The organism is Simplicispira sp. GW247-4R2A (assembly GCF_059424465.1).
Genome location: NZ_JBWKZM010000001.1, coordinates 228,139 through 248,275, shown reverse-complemented (window position 1 = coordinate 248,275; position 20,137 = coordinate 228,139). Strand labels below are relative to the sequence as shown.

The window sequence follows — 20,137 nt, the reverse complement described above, 5'->3', positions numbered from 1 at the left end:
CCGCCGAAGTGCGGGCGCGCACGAAGGCCGAGGAAATCATCGAGTTCCTGGACCTGCAACACTACCGCGACACGCTGGTGGCCGGCCTGCCCTATGGCGTGCGCAAGGTGGTGGAGCTGGCCCGCGCGCTGTGCACTGAGCCGCGGCTTTTGCTGCTGGATGAGCCCTCGTCGGGCCTGAACGTCGAGGAGACCGAAGACATGGCATTCTGGATCCAGGACATCCAGCAGGACCTGGGTATTTCCGTGCTGATGGTCGAACACGACATGTCGCTCGTGTCCAAGGTATCCGACCGCGTGCTGGCCATGAACCAGGGCGAGGTCGTCGCGCTGGGCACGCCGCAGGAAGTGCAGGCCCACCCCGGCGTGATCGAGGCCTACCTGGGCAGCATCGACGAAGTCGCCAGCCTGCGCCGCCCAGCCGGCAGCGCTCCCGCCAGGAGCGCCACATGATGAGCGGCGCCGCCGAAACCACCATGGCTCCCGCCCACGGCAAGGTTGCACAACCCCTGTTGCGCCTGCAAAACGTCGAGAGCGCCTACGGCCCGATCAAAGCGATTCGGGGCGTGAGCCTGAAGGTGCAGCCAGGCGAGATTGCCGCTGTGCTGGGCAGCAACGGCGCGGGCAAGACCACCATTCTCAAAACCATCTCCGGCATCCTGGACCCGCGCCGGGGCAGCGTGGAATTCGAGGGCGCGGACATCACCGCACACGACCCGGCCGCCATCGTGCGGCGCGGCATGGTGCACGTACCCGAAGGGCGCGAGGTGTTTGCCCTGCTCTCCGTGCGCGACAACCTGATGATGGGCGCCTACACCCGAAGCGACGGCGACGCCGTGGCGCGCGACCTGGAGGTGGTCTATGGCTACTTCCCCATCCTGCGCGAGCGCGCTGCGCAGGAGGCAGGCCTGCTCTCTGGCGGCCAGCAGCAGATGCTGGCGATCTCGCGTGCGCTGATGGCCGCGCCCAAGCTGATCCTGCTCGACGAACCCAGTCTGGGGCTCTCGCCGCGTTTAACGAAGGAAATCTTCGAGATCGTGGTGCGCATCAACCGCGAACGCGGCACCACCATTTTGCTGGTCGAACAGAACGCCAACATGGCCCTCAACGCCGCCGACTTCGGCTACGTGCTGGAGAACGGCCGCATCGTCATGGAAGGCGGTTGCGACGTGCTGCGCGAGAAGGACGATATCAAAGAGTTCTACCTCGGCATGAAGGACCAAGGCGTGCGCGGCGAGCGGCGCTGGAAGAAAAAGAAGACATGGAGGTGAAATGAAGCCCCTCCTGAGGCGCTTCGCGCCTCCGTGCGTCCGCCGGAGACGGCCGCTCTTCGGGCGCGTCCAAGCCTGCGCAGGCAGGCTTGGAGCCGCGGCCCTCAGCCCCTCTCTTGACTCGCTGCGCGAGGTGGGAGAGCGACGCCCCCAGCGCGGCGGGGCGGCCCTTGCGCGGCGGCACAGGTCTTGGCCCGTGCCAGTTTTATCCACTGTGGGCGGCGCGTAGCGCTTCGGATCATTGCCATGTCTAACCTCTGGGATCTCAGCCACATCCAGCCTGCTGGCACCGACGTGCTGGCCGGTGACACCATCCCCGCGATGTTCTGGAACGCGGTGGCGGCGCGCGGGCCAAAGGTGTGGCTGCGCCAGAAGGAGCTCGGCATCTGGAAAAGCTGGACCTGGAACCAGACCGCCGACGCAGTGCGCGAGATCGCTGGCGGGCTGATGGCGCTTGGCCTGGCGCCGGGCGAGTGCACCTCCATCCTGTCGAACACCACCATCGAATGGGTGCTGGCAGACCTGGCCGTGCTGTGCTGCGGCGGCGTCTCCAACGGCATCTACCCGACCGATGCCGCCGTGCAGGTGCAGTACCTGTGCGAAGACTCGTCCACCCGCGTGCTGTTTGTCGAGGACGACGAGCAGCTCGACAAGGCGCTGGAAGTGCGCGCCCGGCTACCCTTGCTACGCAAGATCGTGGTCTTCGACATGGAAGGCCTGCGCGCCCTGGACGACGAAGGCGTGATGGGCCTGCCCGCGCTGCGCGCCCTGGGGCGCGAGTACCTGGCGCAGCACGCAGGCGAGCTCGAACGCCGCTCCCAGGCCTGCCAACCGCAGGACCTCGCCATCCTCGTCTACACCTCGGGCACCACCGGCAAGCCCAAGGGCGCCATGCACACGCACGGCGCCATCACCTACACCTTGCGCGGCTACAACACCTTGATTGCGCGCAGCGAAGCCGACGAAGCCATGTGCTTCCTGCCGCTGTGCCACATCGCCGAGCGCATGGGCGGTGAATACTTTTCGCTCTACACCGGATCGAAACTCAACTTCGTCGAGAACCCCGACACCGTGCCCGAGAACGTGCGCGAAATTTCTCCCACGGTGTTCACCGCCGTGCCGCGTGTGTGGGAGAAGTTCTATTCGGGCGTGATGATTTCGCTGAAAGAATCGACCCGGCTGCAGCAACTCGCCTACGCCTGGGCGATTGGCGTGGGCACGCGCATTGCCGATCGGGTTTTGGCGGGTGAAGCCGTCGGCACCAGTCTGAAATTGCGCTTCTATCTGGCGCGCTGGCTGGTGCTGGACAACGTACGCAAGCTCATCGGCATCCACAAGGCGCGCTTTCTCGTCACGGGCGCGGCGCCGATTTCGCCAGAGCTGGTGAAGTGGTACCTGGCGCTGGGCGTGCCCATGCTGGAAGTCTGGGGCATGACGGAAACCTGCGGCGCTGCCACCGGTGTACCGGCGAGCCGCATGAAGCCTGGCTCCATCGGCCCGGCGGCGCAGTTCAACGAAGTGCGTATTGCCGAGGGCACGGGCGAAATCCTGGTGCGCGGCCCCAACGTGTTCAAGGGCTACCTGAACCAGCCAGAAAAAACCGCCGAAGCCATCGACGCCGAAGGCTGGCTGCACACCGGCGACGTGGGCAGTATGGATGCCGATGGCTACCTGCGCATTACCGACCGCATGAAGGACATCATCATCACCGCCGGCGGCAAGAACGTGACGCCAAGCGAGTTGGAGAACGAGCTCAAGTTCAGCCCCTACATCACCGACGCAGTGGTAATCGGCGACAAGCGGCCCTACCTCACGGTCATCGTCATGATCGACCAGGAAAACGTCGAGAAGTACGCGCAGGACCATGACGTGCCCTTCTCCAACTACGCCAGCCTGACGCGCACGGCCGAGGTGCAGGCGCTGATTCAGGGCGAGCTCGACCGCGTGAACGCCAAGTTCGCGCGGGTCGAGCAGCTCAAGAAGTTCTTCCTGCTCGACACCCAACTAACCGCCGAGGACGAAGAGCTCACGCCCACCATGAAGCTCAAGCGCAAGCTGGTGGAAAGGAAGTACGCCGAACAGATCGAGGCGATGTACCGATGAATGGCGCGGCGCGCGGTTCCTAGGGAAATTGCCCGTGTCTGCTGCGCTGCATCGTTCTATAACCCTTCCACCCACAGGAGACAAAGCCATGAAACTTCACCACCTCGCAGCCCTGGCGTTCGCGCTGGGCACCACGGGCGCCGCCTTGGCGCAGGCGCAGCAGGGCGTCACCAAGGACACCATCACGCTGGGCACGATTCAGGATTTGTCCGGTCCGCTGGCCGGTTTTGGCAAGCAGGTGCGCCTGGGCATGATGCTGCGCGTGGACGAGGCCAACGAGCAGGGCGGTGTCGATGGCCGCAAGCTCGAACTGAAGGTGGAAGATTCGGGCTACGACCCCAAGCGCGCCGTGCTGGCTGCACAAAAGCTCGTGAACCAGGACAAAATTTTCATGATGGTCGGCCACATCGGCACGGCGCAGAACATGGCCGCCATGCCGGTGCAGTTCGCCAAGAACGTCATCAACTTCTTCCCGGTGACCGCCGCGCGTGAAATGTACGAGCCCTTCAATAGGCTCAAGTACTCGTTTGCCGCGACCTATTACGACCAGATCCGCCTGGCCCTGCCCAAGCTGGTGAAGGAAAAGAACGCCAAGAAGGTCTGCACCATTTACCAGGACGACGAGTTCGGCCTGGAAGTCGAGCGCGGTGGTGAAGCTGCTCTCAAGGCCATGGGCACGGACTACACCGAGAAAACGTCATTCAAGCGCGGTGCCACCGATTTTTCCTCGCAGGTGGCCAAGATGAAGGCTGCGGGTTGCGACTTCGTCGTGCTGGGCACCATCATCCGCGAGACCATCGGCACCATTGGCGAAGCGCGCAAGACGGGCTTCAACCCGACCTTCCTCGGTTCCAGCGCGGCCTATACCGACCTGATCCACAAGCTGGGCGGCAAAGCCATGGACGGGCTCTACGCCACCATGACGGTGCAGAACCCCTACCTGGATGAGGCCTCTCAGCCGATCCGCTTCTGGGCCAACAAGTACAAGACCAAGTTCAACGAGGACCCGACCGTGTTCTCGGTCTATGGCTACGACATCATCGACTCGTTCATCCGCGCAGCGCAGAAGGCGGGCAAGAACCTGACCACCGACAGCTTCATCAAGGCCATGGACACGATGGTGATCCCGCCGGACATTTTCGGCAGCGCCGAGGCCACCTTCGGCCCCAAGAAGCGCCTGGGCAGCAACCTCTCGCGCCTGTCGCAAATCCAGGATAGCAAGTGGAAGGTCGTGTCCGACTACGTGCAGCCCTGAGCCTGCGCACCGGTCGCCTGAGCCGCCCAGTAGGCGGCTCTTTTTTTGCCGCCATGCGCGGGGGCGCGAGCCGCCTCGCGCTTGTGAAGCGCTCGCGGCGAACCGCGCCCCGGTAGTCTCAGCGTGCGGGCCGGCGCAGTTCGCGCAGACGGCTTTCGAGGGCACTTGCGTCCAGGCTGGTGAAATCCGCATCGTGCACCCACTGCAGCCGGGCGGCCACGGCATGGCTCAGAACGGCCTTGAGGGCTCCCAGGAAGGGACTGGATGCCGTGAGCCACAAGGCCTCGTATTCCCCCTGTGCCAGGCCCTCCTCGAGCCGTGCCGCCAGTTCACAGGCGAACTGGTGCATCACCTTCTGGCGCGTGCTGGTGTGCAGCTCGAAGTGCGCGGCAGCTGTGCTGTTGTCGCTGCTCTCATGGCCCTGGCGGTCCCGTTCAAGTTCACCATCCTTGAGACGACCTTGGGGAAAGTCGATGGTCTCCAGCGCCACCAGCGGATCGCCCGCGCCGGCACGGCTGAAGAATCGGGCCAGGGCCCCGTTGGCAACCAGAATCCACTGCTTACTCATGGCCGTTCCTTTCCGAATCGAGGGCTCCCAATCTAGGACCAGCGAGGGCACACACCACTGAGTGCGATCAACATGGATGCAGGCGGGGGGCGCAACAGGCGGGCGCCTTCGCCACAGAACCCCGTGCACGGTGGGGCGCGGATTCCCATTCGTGCCGGCGCCGAAGGCGGACCACCAGCGTCCTGCAGAGAGGCGGGCTGGCGCACGAGGGCGACGTGGCCGACGCGGGTGGGCTATCAGCCCAGGCCGGGGCGGTACAGCAGAGAGCGGGGCATCGCACCTGCGCGGCCATTGAGTACGCTCAAGGCCACCGCCTGCGGCACCGCACAGACTGAAGGCCTCTGCTGCACACAGCATTTGGCGGGAAAGTGGTTTCGCAATCCGGCCCTGGAGACCGCACTGCGGCGGTCATCTGTACAAGCGTGGCGCAGACGTGAAGCGCCACCTACCGCCAGCCTGACGGCAGTTGGCACATCCCATCCTGGGGACAAGGAGGATCACCATGTTCAAGGTCCTGATTGCAGTCGACGGCTCCGAGCACGCCAACCACGCTATCGAGGCCGTGGCGTGGCTGCCGCGCGGACCGGGTGGCCTGGAGGTGGCGCTCGTGAACGTGAGCAACCCGGTGTACTACGGCGAACTCCCGGCCCTGGCGCAGGAGGAGGTCGAGAGGGCCCGGCGTGAACGGCAGGAGCGGATTCTGGAAGAGGCGGCGCAGCGGGCACGAGGCCTGGGCCTGATAGTGGGTGGCAAGCACGGCACGAGTGGATCGGTGGCCGAGGAGATCGTGGGGCTGGCGCGTGAGACCAGTGCCGATCAGATCGCCATGGGCACGCGCGGCCTGGGAGCGGCGGGCAGCCTCTTCCTCGGCTCGGTGGCCCTGGGCGTGGTGCACCGTTCGCATGTGCCCGTGTTGTTGGTGAAGTGAGGTAGCGACATGTCCGCGAAAGATGTCTGTGAAAGGAACCCCGCCGTGAACCGCATCCTGGTTGTCCACTACTCCCGAACGGGCCACACCGACCACGTGGCCAGGCATATTGCGGCCTCCTGCCATGCCGACATCGAGCGCATCGAGGACCGACAGAGCCGGGGGGGCATGTCTGGCTACCTGCGCAGCGCAGTCGAAGCGCTTCTCGGTTGGCGCCCGCCGATCGAACCCGGACACCACCGCCCGAGCGACTACGACCTCGTGATCCTGGGCACACCCGTATGGTTCTGGGGCGTGGCCAGTCCGATGCGCACCTGGGTGGAACGCCACCACAGCGAGCTGGACAATGTGGCGGTGTTTTGCACTTGCGGCGGTTCCGGATACGACAAGGCACTGGACGACCTGGAGCATTTGTGTGGCCGCCCTGCATTGGCGCGGCTGGCCCTGGCCGAACGCGCGGTGGCGAAATGCCAGCACAACCCGGCATTCCACCAATTCCTGCTCGAACTCAAGCGGGCGCGCTCAATCCCCAGTTTCACTGCCTCCACGTATGGTCAGGCGCACGCCTGAAGCACCATGAAAGCCGCTGTACTGGTTTTTCTCGGCCTGTCGGCATCCGCCGCGTTCTGCCAGCCAACGGCGGTCAAGCAGAACGTGCAGATGATGGGTCCATCGGTGCGCTCTGAAGCGGTGGTCGAGGGCGACTTCGCCGCGATGGGCGGGCATGTACTGGTGAGCCTCCCCGTGGCTGGCGACGCTCTGCTCCTGGGTGGCACGGTCGATGTGCACGCTCCAGTGGGCGACGACCTGCGCGCCGCCGGAGGCGATGTGGTCGTCGAAAGCTCCATCGGTGGCGACGTGCTGGCCGCAGCCGGCAACCTCAGGCTGACCAAGGCCGCGCGAGTGGCGGGTGGCGCCGAGCTCGCGGGTGGCGATGTGCGGGTGGACGGCCGGGTGGAGGGTTCGCTGAACGTGCGCGCCCGGCGGCTGGTGCTCAACGGACCGGTAGGCGGCAACGTGCAGGCCGCCGTCGAGGAACTCGAACTCGGGCCAGAGGCCCACGTCGGGGGCAGCTTGCGCCATACCGCATCCGCCCCCACGCAAGATCCGGCCGCGGTGGTTTCAGGCCCTGTGGAACGTGTCGACTGGCTGTTTGGCGAACGCCCGCGATGGAACGGCAGGCACCCCATGCACGAAGGGCGGTGGCCCGCCATGGGTGGGTGGTGGTTGCTGGTGCCGCTGTCCATGGGCCTGCTCGGTGTGCTGACCTTGGCCGGTCTCGTGCTGTTCGTCTTTTCCCACTTTGCCGATCAGGCGGCGCACCAGATCGAGACCCGACCCTGGCTCGCCTTGGGCGTTGGCGCGGGGTTGCTGGTCGCCCTGCCGATGCTGGCCCTGCTGCTCCTCTTCACGCTGCTGGGCATCCCGCTGGGCCTGGTGGTCATGGCCTTGTACCCGCCGCTGTTGCTGCTCGGCTGGTTGATTGGTGCGTTGTTTGCGGCGCGTTGGCTGGCAGCGCGCACCCGGCGAGGCCAAGTCACCGGGCCGGCTGTGTCCTACGGCTGGATGGCCGTGGCCGTGATCGCCTTGCTCATGGCCGGGATGATTCCGATCGTGGGGCCCCTGCTGGCAACCGCCACCATGGCCGTCGGCCTGGGCGCCTGCGTGCTGGAGTGGCGCCGCCGACTGGCCAGCCGCCCCAGGGACACGCCTTGAGCCGCAGTTCCCATCTGCGCCGCGCAGGGGTGTTCCTGTCCTGGGCACCGGCAAAATGGAGTTCCTTGTGCGACCGGGGCACCCAGTTTCCCAAGCACGCTCAATGCGACAGCAACACCGGCAGCGTCATCGAGGCCAACACGGTATGCGAGGCACCCCCCAGCACCCATTCGCGCGCTCGGCGGTGCCCGTAGCAGCCCATCACAAGCAAATCCGCCCCCACATCCGCAGCCATCGACAGCAGGTGGCTGCCCACATCGTTGCCCTCAGGACCTCCCGCATGCACCGTGATGTCCACGCCATGCACGCGCAGATAGCCCTGGAGCGAGCGCAGCGGCGCATCCGTGGCTCTACCGAAACACACCCCGTGCACATGCCGTGCGCGCTGCAGCCAGGGCAGGGCGGCCGACAGCGCTCGGGCGGCCTCCCGGGTCTCCTTCCAGGCCACCAGCACGTTGCGCCCGACGGGACCGATCGCGCCGGCGTAGGGCAGAACAAGGGCGGGACGGCCGCTCTCGAGCAGCACGCTGGAGACAAAGTCCGCCGGCAATTGCACGGCCGCGGGGTCGTCCGCATCGCGCTGGCCCAGGATCATCAGATCGGTATACAGCGCCCGGCGCGCAAAGCCCCACGGCCCATCGGCCAGCGGCTCGGCCCAGCGCAGCCGCTCACTCTCGCCCGCGAGTTGCCGGAAGGTGCTGCGCATTTTCTCGATGGCTTCCTGGTCCAAATCCTCCATCAGGGCGATGGTTGCTGCCGCACCCTCGATGGCGAATGGGTAGCTCACCAGGGCCGTCAACAGGCAGGGCTGGCCGATGACCTCGGCCTCGAAATCGTCCGCCAACTGGCGCGCCAGCTTGATGCGCTCTGGCGTGCGGACGGAACTGTCGAGGTGCAGCAGGATGGTTCTGGGCGTTTGCATACGCATTCACTCCCTCTAAAGTGGCGGTACCCACATTGGTACCTGCGCTTGCACCGATTGAAACGCGCCTATGCCGCATGGACGGGAATGCGCCGACCGCGCTCGCGGTCTGCGCGCGGCATGTCGATGCGCAACACGCCGCTACGGTAGTGTGCCTGGGTGCGCTCTGCATCGACCGCATGCGGCAGGACCAGGTTGCGCCGGAAGCTGCCGTAGGCGCACTGAACCAGGCGGTAGCTGCCATCGCCGCTCTCTTGCTCAAGGTGCTTTTCACCCGACACGCTGAGTCGGTCGCCGTCGATGTCGATCTGCAGATCTTCCCGGTTCATGCCGGGCAGCTCCATGCGCACGATGATGCGGTCATCCTCCACGCGCAGGTCGGCGGCCACCAGCCCCCAACTTGCACGGGCATCGCGGCCGGACAGATCGCTGCGCCGAAAGCGCGTGAGCGCCCCGCCGGCACGCCTGCGCAGATCTCTCCAGCCGTGCGCCAGCGAAGCCCAGGCCTGTTGCGCGCCCTGCTGCCAAGGTTTGGTCAGCGTGCTCATGGCATCACGCGATCGCGATTCGCTTGCTGGAGCTATCCGCCTTCTTCGGCAAGGTCAGGGTCAGGATGCCATCCTTGTAGCTGGCCTCGACCTTGCTTTCGTCCACCGGACAAGCCAAGCTGAAGCTGCGGCTGGCGTAGCCCTCCTGGCGTTCGCGGCGCAGCATGCGGCCACCGTTGCCTTTTTCCTCTTTCTCGGACTTGATTTCGGCGCTGATGGTGACCATGCTGCCGTCGATGCGTACGTCGATATCGTCTTTCTTCACGCCGGGAATCTCGGCCTTGACGGCGTAGCTGCCGTCCTGCTCCGAGAGGTCCAGTTTGATGCGCGGCGCTGCTTCCGGCATCTCGACGCGCCATGGGCGCATGAAGGAGCGCAATGCATCGTCGAAGGGGTCAATGGCAAAGGGATCCAGGGGGAGAAGCTCGTTCATGGTAATGCTCCTGTTGAACGGTGGAGATGGATTGCCTGACAGGTCCACGACATCACGAGGAATGTGCCAATGCAGGAAAGATGTTGAAACGGCAAGGTCCTGGCGCCATTGAGTGAACGCAATGCGGAAGCACTCTCTGGCGATGCCATCAAGTGCGCTCACGCTGCTCGCGCAGGGATTCCGTCTCGATCACCGCGGCCATCTCGCGCATCTGCTCGGACATCAGGGAGAGCACGTCGTCCATCGTCACCAGCCCGACCAGAACCCCTTGCGGCTTGACCACCGGCAACCGGCGGATGCCCTTGCGCCGCATGGTCGCGAGCAGGTCCTTGATCGAGTCGTCTTCCAGTGCGCTGATCAATTCATGGCCCATCACATCACCCACCGTGAGCTGGGCCGGGTTGAGTTCGTTGGCCACTACCGCCACCACGATGTCGCGATCTGTGAGCAGGCCCACCACCAGCGGCCCTGCTCCGGTTTCGTCGACAACGACCAGAGAGCCGACATGCCGCTTGCGCATGAGTTGCGCCGCCTTCACCAACGACAGACCGCGTTCGGCGACCACCACGATACGGTTGCAGATATCTCTTGCCAGCATCTTTTCATGCATGTCGCTCTCCAGCCAAGTTGCTTGATCAAGGCCGCGCGGATCGGACCTCAGGAGTTGACGCGCAACTCGTTGTCCACCCGGGTGACGCCGGGCGCCGACCAGGCCGCGCCCTGGGCAGCCTCGCGCTCGGCCCAGGTGTGCACCGAGCCGCGCAGTACGGCCGTCGAACCGTTGATGCTTACCTCAATGCCCTTGGCCTCGCGCTCGGCCCGGCGGGTCAGCGCGTCCCGGATGCGTTTTTCAATGTTGCCCGGTGTGGTTCGGGGTTTGAGCACAATGGCGTTGCTGACGCCCACGACCCCGAGCAAGGGTCGCACCAGATTGGCTGCGGTGGCCCGCTGGTATTCCCAGTCGACCTCCCCGCTGAGTGTGACCCAGCCCTTCTCGACCTTGGCCTTGATGCGTTCGGCCGGTACGGAACTGTGCCAGGCGAGTGCGGTCTCCACCGCATGGGCGATCTCCGTGTCGCTGCGCTTGCTGCCGCCGTTCAGCTTCACATCGATCTCGATCGCCACGGCGCGCACGCCAGCCACCCTCTGCACCACCTTCTCCACCTCGTACTTCTCGATGAAGCTATCCAATTGGCCGGACAACGTGACCACTCCGTCCTTGACCGCCACACCCACCTCGGCGGCATTGATCGAAGGGTCCCAGTCGAGTTCGTCCTCCACGTCCTTCTTGATCTGTATATCGGATTTCATGTTCAACCTTTCTGTTGAGAGGTGTGAAAAAAGATGGCCTGCCGTCCTTTCGGAGGGCAGGCCAAGGTGAAGGTCCCCGGCAAGACCCTCTCGGGCTCAACCGGTCTGAGGTTGCCTTCATCCCTTCATGGGGTGATTGACACTCCACGAACATTCCCCTAAGGGAAATCCTCACTTGGCCTTTGCATTTCGGTTTGACCCGTAGAGGCATCGGCAATTGCAGTATCGGCGGCGCCGGTGGCTGGCCCGTTGAGCATGCTCAACGCGGCCTCAGATCATGCAAACGATGGAGAAACACTGCGGATATCCGTACTGCGGGAAATCCTCGCACGGCGAGCAAGGGGCCACCCCGGAAGGGCTTCGCGGCGGGCCCCGTTGAGCGGAGTCAATCGATCCCGCTGTCCGCGATGCCAGGAAGCGGGACCGATGTTCGGCGATGCGGTGTTCGCCCTCCGGGCCGAGCCCTGCAAGCCCTGCTCAAGACGCCTGCCCGCATGGCGGTCCTGTGCCCACTGCTGCTTCGTCACACCCCAAAAGGATAGGTGTCGGCCAAGCCCTCGCCCACTTTCATCGGCAACGGCGTCACTGCATGGGTTTCGTCGAACCAGATGTACTCGTCGAACTGGCTCGGGAGCACCGCATCGAAATAATGGCTCTGGCGCTCCGTCTCGGGACGATAGAGGACGCCGATCGCGCGTTCCAGCCGAGGCGCTGCCAAGCCACCGAGCAGGGCTTTGGACAGGGAGGGTTCACGCAACGGCAGCAAGAAGCACGCGATACCGCTTGCGTGAAACAGGGACTCGTAACTTCGCGGCAGGGCGGGTCGAACGGCCTTCACTTCCATAGGGCCATCCCAGTCGGTGGCGGCGGCCACGGTGCCTGCGTAGGTTCCGAAACCCATCAGGCAGGCCGATTTCCCGAATTCCTGGCGACAGAGATGCCCGAGATTGAATTCCTCGCGCAGCGACATTTCGGTGGCGGCCGAATCGCCAACATGCGAGTTGTGTGCCCACACCACGGCCTTGCTCTGCGCGCCATGGAACGACAGCAGGTGCCGCAAGGTCGTGAACATGTGGGTATCGCGCAGATTCCAGGCCACGCGCGAACCGTAGTACATGGTGCGGTAGTAGCGCTCCGCCTGACTGACGACCCGCGCGTTTTGAAGCGCGTCCAGCAGGCGCTCGCCATCCTGGCCGATGTAGAGCGGGCTCTTTTGCTGCAGGTCGACGAGCATTTTCACGACGTCCGGCTCGCAGCTCCTGTAGCGCCTGGTCAATGCCGCCAGGCCATAGCTGGCGGGATCGGACTCCCAGGGGGTAAGACACCCGTAGCGCTGCCGCGCCACCCGCGCCGTCGGGGGATCGACCCGGTCCAGATAGGCCAGCACCGCGTCGATGGAGCTGTACAGGCTGTAGAGGTCCAGCCCGTGGAACGCAGCGGGTTGCTTCGCCTGCGCATTGTGTTCGCGCAGCCAATCGACAAAGCCCCGCACTTCCTCGTTGCGCCACATCCAGGCGGGAAATCGGGCGACCCCGGACCAGGCCTGGCCGGGCGCCGCACCCGCGCGCACGGACCGATCGATCCGCGCCGCATCGGGCCAGTCGCCTTCAATGGCGACAAAGGAAAAACCCTTGCGGGCGATCAGCTCGCGCGTGATGCGCTCGCGCATGCGATAGAACTCGGAGGTGCCGTGGGTGGCTTCACCCAGCAGCACGACACGCGCCTCACCAACGCGCTGCAGCAGCGGCTCCAGATCGGCGGACTCGACCGAGTCGAACGCTTGGGCCGCTTCGGCCACAAGGCGCGCCAGCGCGGCGTCCGCAACAGCCGCCTCCTTGCCACCTGCCGGCCTGCGCCACATGGCACCCGCATGCGGGTGCACGTGCGGCGCTTCCCCCAGCACCGGAGCCGGCCCGATGTCGGCCATGTCCTCGACACGAAACTGGTTGTCCGGCAAGCGCGTCACACGCACCAGCTCCGCGACCTCGGGATCGTCCCCCAGCGCCATGACAAGTCTCCCGCCCGGCACCAGCTGCTCTCTCAGCACGCGCGGAACGTGGCGGGCACTGGCGTGCACCACGATGGCATCGAACGGCGCCTCCTCCGGCCATCCCTGGGCCCCGCTGTCGTGGCGTATCTCGACGTTGTGGCAGTCCAGACGCGCGAGCGTGGCCGTGGCCGCCAATGCGGCCGGCCCCTGGGGCTCGACGCTGTAGACGCTCGCGCACAAACGCGACAGCAGCGCCGTCACATACCCCACGCCAGTGCCGATCTCCAGCACCCTGTCCCGCGCCTGGAGGTCCAGTGCGGCCAGCATCACGCCCACCTCGCTCGGACACGGCAGCAACAAACCCTCCGGGATGGGCAGCGCGACATCGTCAAACCCGAATTCCAGCAATGCCTTGGGCACGAACTCCTCGCGCGGCACCTCGCGCATGGCGTCGAGCACGCGCTCAGCACGCACATTGCGGCCCACCACATACCGCTCCACCATGACAGCCCGGCGCCGAGAAAATTCCGAATGATTCATAGGGCTGCCTCCTGGAACGCAACGGCCATCCCAGCGATGGCAACGCAATGGCCTATGGTCTGCGAGACGCATTCACCAGGCATTGAGTCGGCGCAACCGGGACTCCCAAAAAGCACGCTACGGCATTGCGGGAGCTGGAGGGCTGCTGCCTTGGCTACGTATGCAACTGCCTGGAACGGGGCGGCCGCAGCAGAGAGGCCAAGGCCGAGACGCTGCGGCACGCGCGGATGGCGCCGTTCAGGGTATTCTCAAATCCGATTTCAGGAGTCCCCCATGATCGAACGCAGTCTTTTCAGCACAGACCATCGGAGCTTCGGCGAGAGCTTCGAGCGCTTCATCGCCAAGGAAATCGCACCGCACCATGCCAATTGGGAAGACCAGGGCTACGTGGACCGCGCGGTCTGGACCAAGGCCGGCGAGAACGGCTTTCTGTGCATGACGCTGCCCGAGGCATACGGTGGCGCGGGCGCGGACAAGCTCTATTCGGTGCTGCAAATGGAGGCCATTGCCCGCGCCGGCGCGAGCGGCGTCGGCTTTGGCCTGCACAGCGAAATCGTCGCCCCGTACATCCTGCACTACGGCACCGAGGAGCAGAAGCAGAAGTACCTGCCCCAGCTTGCCAGTGGCGCCATGGTGGGGGCCATTGCCATGAGCGAGCCGGCCGCCGGCAGCGACCTGCAAGGCATCCGCAGCACCGCCATCAAGAGCGCGGACGGGGCGCACTATGCGCTGAACGGCAGCAAAACCTTCATTACCAACGGCTGGCACGCGGACCTCGTCATCGTCGTTGCCAAGACCGATCCAGCGGCGGGCGCCAAGGGGACCAGCCTGCTGCTGATCGAAGCCGGAATACCGGGCTTCGAGAAGGGCCAGCGCCTGAAGAAACTGGGCATGAAGGCGCAGGACACCTCGGAGCTGTTCTTCAACGACGTGCGGGTGCCGGCCGAGAACCTGCTCGGCGGCCCGGCCATGGAAGGCCGGGGCTTCATCTGCCTGATGGAGCAGCTCCCCTGGGAGCGTTTGCAGATTGCCATCGGCGCCGTCGCATCCGCAGAAGCCGCCATCGGCTGGACGGTGGATTACGTGAACCAGCGCAAGGCCTTCGGCCAGAGCGTGGCAGCCTTCCAGAACACACGCTTCAAGCTCGCCGAACTGCAAACCGAAGTGCAGGTGGCGCGCGTATTTGTCGACAAATGCTGCGAGCTGATGCTGGCCAACCAGCTCGACACCCAGACCGCCAGCATGGCCAAGTACTGGACCAGCGACCTGCAGTGCAAGGTGATGGACGAATGCGTGCAACTGCATGGCGGCTACGGCTACATGTGGGAATACCCCATCACCCGCGCCTACGCCGACGCACGCGTCCAGCGCATCTACGGCGGCACCAACGAAATCATGAAAGAAGTGATTGCGCGCGGGATGGGACTGGGAGGCAAATGATGACGCTTCACTATTAATAGCTGCTAGCGCTTACTGCATAAGCGCTAGAGGCCATTTTCACCAAATAATTGGTAATTGGGGTCAGATTCCAATTAATTGGCTGTTTGCTGCCCCTGAAGGCACCACAAACCTCCCATACCTCTGGCACCGTGCTTTCTTGAATTAAACAAAGCGTTCGCTCAGTTAAATAATTTATACTGATTTTCTGAATGCAACCAGGAGACCCCGCCCCATGACCGAAGCCTATGTATTCGAAGCCCTGCGCACCCCGCGCGGCAAAGGCAAAAAAGACGGCAGCCTGCACGAAGTCAAGCCCATCACCTTGCTCACCGGCCTGCTCACCGAGCTGCAGGCACGCCAGGGTTTTGACACGGCGGCGGTGGATGACATCGTCATGGGCATCGTCTCGCCCATTGGTGAGCAGGGCTCGGTGCTGCCCAAGGTCGCGGCCATCAAGGCGGGTTGGGCGTTTACCACGGCGGGCGTGCAGATCAACCGCTTCTGCGCCTCGGGCCTGGAGGCCGTGAACCTGGCGGCGCAGAAGGTGCGTTCCGGCTGGGAAGACCTGGTGGTGGCTGGCGGCGTCGAGAGCATGAGCCGCGTGCCGATTGGCGCCGACGGCGGCGCCTGGGCTCAGGACCCCGAGACCAACTCGGCCACGCTGTTTGTGCCACAAGGCATTGGCGCCGACCTGATTGCCACGCTCGACGGCTTCACACGCGAAGACGTGGACGCGTTCGCGCTCGAATCCCAACGCCGCGCCACCGCTGCACGCGCGGCCGGCTACTTCAAGCCATCGGTGGTGCCGGTGCGCGATGCCCTGGGCCTGGTGATTCTGGAAGAAGACGAATTCATCAAACCCCAGACCACGATGGAGGCGCTCGCCGGCCTCAAGCCCTCGTTTGCGCAACTCGGCGCCATGGGGTTTGACGCCGTGGCGCTGCAACGCTACCCGCAGGTGGAACGCATCCACCACGTGCACCACGCAGGCAACGCATCGGGCATCGTCGATGGCGCGGCGGCCGTGCTCATCGGCAACGAAGCAGCAGCCAAGTCGCAGAACCTCACGCCGCGCGCGCGCATCGTCGCCACCGCCCTCTCGGGCGCCGACCCGACCATCATGCTCACCGGCCCCGTGCCGGCAACGAAAAAGGCGCTGGCACGCGCCGGCATGACGGTTGACCAGATCGACCTGTTCGAAGTGAACGAAGCCTTTGCCGCCGTGCCCATGCGCTTCATGCGCGAGCTGGGCGTGCCGCACGAGAAGGTCAACGTCAACGGCGGCGCCATCGCCATGGGCCACCCGCTGGGCGCCACCGGCGCCATGCTGCTGGGCACGCTGGTCGATGAACTGCACCGGCGCCAGTTGCGCTACGGGCTTATCACGCTGTGCGTCGGCGGGGGCATGGGGATTGCCACCATCGTAGAAAGGATCTAGCTCCCCCTGTGCCGCTTTGCGGCTTCCCCCTGAGGGGGACGGCTCCAGCGGACTGGTGAAGCCAGATCCGCGTTGCCACTGGCTTAGGGCAACGGTTCGCTTCTCCATGCGCAGTCATTCATCAGATAGAGACACCACCATGCAAACCATTCGCTACGAACTTCTGGACACCGCTTCCGGCAAAGTTGCCCTGGTCACGTTTGACGAAGCGGGCTCGCCCGTCAACACCATGTGCCGCCAGTGGCAGGACGACATGGTCGAACTGGTGGCGCAGGTGCAGCAGGACCGCGCGCAGCTTTCGGGCATCGTCCTGACCTCGGCCAAAACCAGCTTCTTTGCCGGCGCCGACCTGAAGGCCACCATGCGCGCCACGGCGGACGACGCCCAGGCCGGCTTTGCCGTCATCGAGCGCATGAAGCAGCAGTTCCGCACGCTCGAAACCCTGGGCATCCCGGTAGTGGCGTGCCTCAACGGCGCGGCGCTCGGCGGCGGCTGGGAAGTGGCGCTGATTGCCCACCACCGGATTGCGCTCGACAACCCAAAAATCCAGTTTGGCCTGCCCGAAGTGACACTGGGTCTGATCCCCGGCGCGACCGGCATCACCAAAATGACGCGCCTGCTCGGCCTGATGGGAGCACAGCCCTATTTGCTGGAGGGCAAGCTTTTCAACCCGCAAGAAGCCGTGAAACTGGGCCTGGTGCACGCCACCGTGGCGACGGCGCAAGAGCTGCTGCCGGCGGCCCTGACCTGGATTGCCGCCAACCCCAAGGCGCAGCAGCCCTGGGACGACAAAAACCACAAGATCCCCGGCGGCACGCCTGCCAATCCCCAAATTGCCAACGCCTTGGTCGTGGCGCCCGCCATGCTCAAGAAAACCACGCGCGGACGCTACCCCGCGCCCGAGGCGGCGCTGGCCTGCATGGTGGAAGGCGCGATGGTGGACTACGACACCGCCCTGCGCATCGAAAGCCGTGCGCTGGCCAAAATCATGAGCGGCCAGGTGGCACGCAACATGGTCAGCGCCTTCTTCTTTGACATGAATGCCGTCAAGAGCGGGCGCTCGCGCCCCGGCAACGCGCCGCGCGCCAAGCTCGCCAAAGTGGGCGTGCTCGGCGCCGGCATGATGGGCGCGGGCATCGCCTGGGCGCAGGCCAGCAAAGGCATTGCCTCAGTGCTCAAGGACGTGAGCCAGGAGAAAGCCGACGCCGGCAAAGCGTACAGCGCCAGCCTCGCGGAAAAGCGCGTCGCCAAGGGCCGCATGGATGCCGCCAAGGCGCAGGCGCTGCTGGCACGCATCACCCCCACGGCCGACGCAGCAGACCTCGCTGGCTGCGAACTCATCATCGAAGCCGTGTTCGAGAACCGCGAACTCAAAGCTAAGGTGACGCGCGAAGCCGAGCCGCAGCTCGCGCCCGGCGGCTTCTTTGCCAGCAACACCTCCACCCTGCCCATCTCGGGCCTGGCGCAGGCCAGCAGCAACCCGGAGAAGTTCATCGGCATCCACTTCTTCAGCCCCGTGGACAAGATGAAGCTGGTCGAAATCATCCGTGGCAAGCACACGGACGATGAGACCGTGGCCCGCGCCTTCGACTACGTGCAGCAGTTGGGCAAGCTGCCCATCGTGGTCAACGACTCGCGCGGCTTCTACACCAGCCGCACCTTCGGCACCTACGTGATGGAAGGCGCGGCCATGCTGGGCGAAGGCCTTCCTGCCGCCCTCATTGAAAACGCCGCCATGCAGGCCGGTATGCCCGTGGGCCCGCTGGCGGTGCTGGACGAAACCGCGCTGACGCTGAGCGTGCATGTACTGGACCAGACGCGCGCTGATTTCGCGGCGGAAGGTAAGACTTACGAAGCGACGCCCGGCGAGCTGCTGGTCGAGCGCATGGTGAAGGAATTGAAGCGCCCCGGCCGGGCCGGTGGCGGCGGGTTCTACGACTACCCCGCCGGGGAAAAGAAGCATCTGTGGCCCGAACTGCGCGCCTTGTTCGAGAAACCCGATGTCGCGTGGAGCGTCGAAGAAGTGCAGGACCGTTTGCTCTACCGCCAGGCCATCGAGACGGCCCGCTGCCTGGCCGAGGGCGTGCTGACCAGTGTGCACGACGCGAATATCGGCTCCATCTTCGGGATTGGCTTCCCGGCCTGGACCGGCGGGGCCATGCAGTTCATCTATGGCACGGGCGTGGACGCCTTTTTGCGCCGCGCGGAGGAACTGGCAGCCAAGTTTGGGGCGGGGTTTGTGGTGGACGCGAAGGTGCGGGAGGCGATTGAGCGGTTCCGACCGGTATATTAGCGTTGAAGCTGGGAAAATGCTTGCCTCCACAAGCAAGACCCGTAATTCACCCAGTTCCTATTTGGGAATTGGGCAGGAGTATTCGGTCCACAGCGCCAATGAGTTCAAATGCGGTAAGACTTCGAAGGGAATAAAGTAAGCTGCAATTGGATTTTTACCATCCAGAACTACGATCCTCAGATCAAAAGTTACGTCCTGCTCTGGATGTTGGTCGGATAGATATCGCTGAATTTCACTCCAGTCGATAATTTGGATATTTGGATCATGCGTATTCCAACGAACACACGTGTGATGAGGTTGTACCTGTCCAAGTAATTCCAGCTTATGCAATCTCTCCAAGTTGTCGACTTGCCAGCGCAGATGTTTCTCACGATACTGGTTAATTGACCAATCTCCACATAGAAACCTGAGCACGGAAACGCAGAGCTGAGCGAAGGTGCGAAGGTCACCCGCACTAAGTTCTATGCGGTCATCCGCCCCTTTTTTCGAGCTAGCTACGTGCAATGCTCCGTTCTCTGAGACAAAGTTTTGAGAATGAATGATAGAGCCGCGCAGCGGTTCCGAGTTTATGTAGAGCGCCTTGAGGCGCGCTACCAGCCAAGGCCGTGATTCAAGGAAATACGGGTATCGAACATTCGGTACCGCCAACTTTTTGATTTTTTCCGAGAAACGAAATCCTACTGGCCCGTCATTTTTCAAAATCCACTCGAACAACATGTCGAGGAGCTTGAACGATGTTACAAAAATGAGTGGTGCGGCCGCGTGCTGAAAACTTGGCCGCCAGTCCCCCAAAACAATATTTATACGTCCATATCCCGTCGTCACCGGATTTTTAGTTTCTGCGTCATACACGGTTTCGTCCGGCCACTCAGGGAAAAGTTCGTTTTCGGTTAGCTGATATACAGACTGGAGGAGCCAATCTTCGTAGCCCACAAGTTCGCGAAGCTCTCGCATCTCCCGCACGGAGAAAATATTCTCAGTCATCATGCCAATTCACCCACTGCAAGCCCGCCACCCGCGAGAACTCGCGCACATTGCGGGTTACCAGAATCGCCTGGTGGCGCAGCGCAGTGGCCGCGATCAGCGTGTCGTGGGGGCCAATGGGGATGCCTAACGCCTCAAGCTCCGCACGAATGCGGGCTGCGTGCGCAGCGCACTCGCTGTCGAAGGGCAAGCTCTGCAAAGGCTGTAGCAGTTGCGCCAACGCAGCCAGCCGAGGCGCGGCGGCTTCGCTGGATAAGCGCAGCAGGCCGTAGCGCAGTTCGTATTCCACGATGGCAGGAACGCCTACGTCTGCGGGGCGTAGGGCCTGCATGCGCGGCACCACCAACGGGTCGCCACGGAAGTAGTAGCTGATGGTGTTGCTGTCCAGAACCCACATT

19 protein-coding genes are annotated in these 20,137 nt (G+C 64.1%); 10 read left to right on the top strand and 9 right to left on the bottom strand.

Annotation, left to right across the window (positions count from 1 at the left end; all coding sequences use genetic code 11):
* The 4 genes from AC07ZH_RS01185 to AC07ZH_RS01170 form a co-directional block, all read left to right on the top strand.
* Positions 1 to 452 (top strand): ABC transporter ATP-binding protein C-terminal domain-containing protein (locus AC07ZH_RS01185; RefSeq protein ID WP_495198197.1); only part of this gene is annotated, 452 nt, incomplete at its 5' end.
* Complete coding sequence (locus AC07ZH_RS01180) at positions 452 to 1,270, top strand: ABC transporter ATP-binding protein (protein ID WP_119109500.1); 819 nt, start codon at positions 452 to 454, stop codon at positions 1,268 to 1,270. The genes AC07ZH_RS01185 and AC07ZH_RS01180, both read left to right, overlap by 1 nt.
* Before the next feature lie 246 nt (positions 1,271 to 1,516).
* A complete protein-coding gene (locus AC07ZH_RS01175; RefSeq protein WP_495198196.1) occupies positions 1,517 to 3,373 on the top strand; it encodes an AMP-dependent synthetase/ligase in 1,857 nt (618 codons plus the stop codon).
* An 88-nt stretch (positions 3,374 to 3,461) separates the two neighbouring features.
* Positions 3,462 to 4,628: an ABC transporter substrate-binding protein gene (locus tag AC07ZH_RS01170; protein ID WP_495198195.1), complete on the top strand. Its 1,167-nt coding sequence runs from the start codon at positions 3,462 to 3,464 to the stop codon at positions 4,626 to 4,628.
* A 118-nt stretch (positions 4,629 to 4,746) separates the two neighbouring features.
* On the opposite strand, the gene AC07ZH_RS01165 is transcribed toward AC07ZH_RS01170, so the two are convergent.
* Positions 4,747 to 5,196: a host attachment protein gene (locus AC07ZH_RS01165; RefSeq protein ID WP_495198194.1), complete on the bottom strand. Its 450-nt coding sequence runs from the start codon at positions 5,194 to 5,196 to the stop codon at positions 4,747 to 4,749.
* Between the two features lie 502 nt (positions 5,197 to 5,698).
* Between AC07ZH_RS01165 and AC07ZH_RS01160 the strand changes: the two genes are divergently transcribed.
* Genes AC07ZH_RS01160 through AC07ZH_RS01150 form a run of 3 tightly spaced genes read left to right on the top strand, consistent with a single transcriptional unit; the run spans position 5,699 to position 7,840 of the window.
* Positions 5,699 to 6,124, top strand: a complete 426-nt coding sequence (locus AC07ZH_RS01160; RefSeq protein ID WP_119109245.1) for a universal stress protein — start codon at positions 5,699 to 5,701, stop codon at positions 6,122 to 6,124.
* 45 nt (positions 6,125 to 6,169) lie between these two features.
* Complete coding sequence (locus AC07ZH_RS01155; RefSeq protein WP_495198193.1) at positions 6,170 to 6,694, top strand: flavodoxin family protein; 525 nt, start codon at positions 6,170 to 6,172, stop codon at positions 6,692 to 6,694.
* 6 nt (positions 6,695 to 6,700) lie between these two features.
* Complete coding sequence (locus AC07ZH_RS01150) at positions 6,701 to 7,840, top strand: DUF8173 domain-containing protein (protein WP_495198192.1); 1,140 nt, start codon at positions 6,701 to 6,703, stop codon at positions 7,838 to 7,840.
* A 100-nt stretch (positions 7,841 to 7,940) separates the two neighbouring features.
* Here the strand turns inward: AC07ZH_RS01150 and AC07ZH_RS01145 are convergent, their stop codons facing one another.
* The 6 genes from AC07ZH_RS01145 to AC07ZH_RS01120 all read right to left on the bottom strand — a co-directional run bounded on the left by AC07ZH_RS01145 (position 7,941) and on the right by AC07ZH_RS01120 (position 13,584).
* Positions 7,941 to 8,762 carry a universal stress protein gene (locus AC07ZH_RS01145; protein WP_495198191.1) on the bottom strand — a complete coding sequence of 274 codons (822 nt, stop codon included), beginning with the start codon at positions 8,760 to 8,762 and terminating at the stop codon, positions 7,941 to 7,943.
* A 68-nt stretch (positions 8,763 to 8,830) separates the two neighbouring features.
* Positions 8,831 to 9,310, bottom strand: a complete 480-nt coding sequence (locus AC07ZH_RS01140; RefSeq protein ID WP_119109249.1) for an Hsp20/alpha crystallin family protein — start codon at positions 9,308 to 9,310, stop codon at positions 8,831 to 8,833.
* A gap of 4 nt (positions 9,311 to 9,314) precedes the next feature.
* Positions 9,315 to 9,743 (bottom strand): Hsp20/alpha crystallin family protein, encoded by a 429-nt coding sequence (locus AC07ZH_RS01135; RefSeq protein ID WP_119109250.1) that lies wholly within the window; start codon positions 9,741 to 9,743, stop codon positions 9,315 to 9,317.
* 148 nt (positions 9,744 to 9,891) lie between these two features.
* On the bottom strand, positions 9,892 to 10,353 hold the full coding sequence (locus AC07ZH_RS01130) for a CBS domain-containing protein (protein WP_119109251.1): 462 nt from the start codon (positions 10,351 to 10,353) through the stop codon (positions 9,892 to 9,894).
* A 47-nt stretch (positions 10,354 to 10,400) separates the two neighbouring features.
* Positions 10,401 to 11,054 carry a BON domain-containing protein gene (locus AC07ZH_RS01125; RefSeq protein ID WP_119109252.1) on the bottom strand — a complete coding sequence of 218 codons (654 nt, stop codon included), beginning with the start codon at positions 11,052 to 11,054 and terminating at the stop codon, positions 10,401 to 10,403.
* Positions 11,055 to 11,577: 523 nt separating this feature from the next.
* Positions 11,578 to 13,584 (bottom strand): erythromycin esterase family protein, encoded by a 2,007-nt coding sequence (locus AC07ZH_RS01120; RefSeq protein WP_495198190.1) that lies wholly within the window; start codon positions 13,582 to 13,584, stop codon positions 11,578 to 11,580.
* Positions 13,585 to 13,857: 273 nt separating this feature from the next.
* Here AC07ZH_RS01120 and AC07ZH_RS01115 point away from each other — a divergent pair, with 273 nt between their 5' ends.
* From AC07ZH_RS01115 to AC07ZH_RS01105, 3 genes are all read left to right on the top strand, one after another.
* Positions 13,858 to 15,024, top strand: a complete 1,167-nt coding sequence (locus AC07ZH_RS01115) for an acyl-CoA dehydrogenase family protein (protein ID WP_495198189.1) — start codon at positions 13,858 to 13,860, stop codon at positions 15,022 to 15,024.
* Between the two features lie 232 nt (positions 15,025 to 15,256).
* The gene (locus AC07ZH_RS01110; protein WP_495198188.1) at positions 15,257 to 16,462 is read left to right on the top strand and encodes an acetyl-CoA C-acetyltransferase; all 1,206 of its coding nucleotides are present in this window, start codon (positions 15,257 to 15,259) and stop codon (positions 16,460 to 16,462) included.
* A 139-nt stretch (positions 16,463 to 16,601) separates the two neighbouring features.
* Positions 16,602 to 18,755: a 3-hydroxyacyl-CoA dehydrogenase NAD-binding domain-containing protein gene (locus AC07ZH_RS01105; RefSeq protein ID WP_495198187.1), complete on the top strand. Its 2,154-nt coding sequence runs from the start codon at positions 16,602 to 16,604 to the stop codon at positions 18,753 to 18,755.
* 57 nt (positions 18,756 to 18,812) lie between these two features.
* Here the strand turns inward: AC07ZH_RS01105 and AC07ZH_RS01100 are convergent, their stop codons facing one another.
* Both AC07ZH_RS01100 and AC07ZH_RS01095 read right to left on the bottom strand, forming a co-directional pair.
* On the bottom strand, positions 18,813 to 19,739 hold the full coding sequence (locus tag AC07ZH_RS01100; RefSeq protein WP_495198186.1) for a hypothetical protein: 927 nt from the start codon (positions 19,737 to 19,739) through the stop codon (positions 18,813 to 18,815).
* Entirely contained in the window at positions 19,732 to 20,136 is a 405-nt protein-coding gene (locus tag AC07ZH_RS01095) for a type II toxin-antitoxin system VapC family toxin (RefSeq protein WP_495198185.1), read from the bottom strand. Before AC07ZH_RS01095 ends, AC07ZH_RS01100 begins: the two co-directional genes overlap by 8 nt.
* Position 20,137: the final 1 nt, after the last annotated feature.

Bases quoted from the DNA above. Each gene is read 5' to 3' on its own strand.
- AC07ZH_RS01180 (WP_119109500.1), top strand. From the start codon at position 452: ATGAGCGGCGCCGCCGAAACCACCATGGCTCCCGCCCACGGCAAGGTT.
- AC07ZH_RS01175 (WP_495198196.1), top strand. From the start codon at position 1,517: ATGTCTAACCTCTGGGATCTCAGCCACATCCAGCCTGCTGGCACCGAC.
- AC07ZH_RS01170 (WP_495198195.1), top strand. From the start codon at position 3,462: ATGAAACTTCACCACCTCGCAGCCCTGGCGTTCGCGCTGGGCACCACG.
- AC07ZH_RS01165 (WP_495198194.1), bottom strand. From the start codon at position 5,196: ATGAGTAAGCAGTGGATTCTGGTTGCCAACGGGGCCCTGGCCCGATTC.
- AC07ZH_RS01160 (WP_119109245.1), top strand. From the start codon at position 5,699: ATGTTCAAGGTCCTGATTGCAGTCGACGGCTCCGAGCACGCCAACCAC.
- AC07ZH_RS01150 (WP_495198192.1), top strand. From the start codon at position 6,701: ATGAAAGCCGCTGTACTGGTTTTTCTCGGCCTGTCGGCATCCGCCGCG.
- AC07ZH_RS01145 (WP_495198191.1), bottom strand. From the start codon at position 8,762: ATGCAAACGCCCAGAACCATCCTGCTGCACCTCGACAGTTCCGTCCGC.
- AC07ZH_RS01140 (WP_119109249.1), bottom strand. From the start codon at position 9,310: ATGAGCACGCTGACCAAACCTTGGCAGCAGGGCGCGCAACAGGCCTGG.
- AC07ZH_RS01135 (WP_119109250.1), bottom strand. From the start codon at position 9,743: ATGAACGAGCTTCTCCCCCTGGATCCCTTTGCCATTGACCCCTTCGAC.
- AC07ZH_RS01130 (WP_119109251.1), bottom strand. From the start codon at position 10,353: ATGCATGAAAAGATGCTGGCAAGAGATATCTGCAACCGTATCGTGGTG.
- AC07ZH_RS01125 (WP_119109252.1), bottom strand. From the start codon at position 11,054: ATGAAATCCGATATACAGATCAAGAAGGACGTGGAGGACGAACTCGAC.
- AC07ZH_RS01120 (WP_495198190.1), bottom strand. From the start codon at position 13,584: ATGAATCATTCGGAATTTTCTCGGCGCCGGGCTGTCATGGTGGAGCGG.
- AC07ZH_RS01115 (WP_495198189.1), top strand. From the start codon at position 13,858: ATGATCGAACGCAGTCTTTTCAGCACAGACCATCGGAGCTTCGGCGAG.
- AC07ZH_RS01110 (WP_495198188.1), top strand. From the start codon at position 15,257: ATGACCGAAGCCTATGTATTCGAAGCCCTGCGCACCCCGCGCGGCAAA.
- AC07ZH_RS01105 (WP_495198187.1), top strand. From the start codon at position 16,602: ATGCAAACCATTCGCTACGAACTTCTGGACACCGCTTCCGGCAAAGTT.
- AC07ZH_RS01100 (WP_495198186.1), bottom strand. From the start codon at position 19,739: ATGACTGAGAATATTTTCTCCGTGCGGGAGATGCGAGAGCTTCGCGAA.
- AC07ZH_RS01095 (WP_495198185.1), bottom strand. From the start codon at position 20,136: ATGTGGGTTCTGGACAGCAACACCATCAGCTACTACTTCCGTGGCGAC.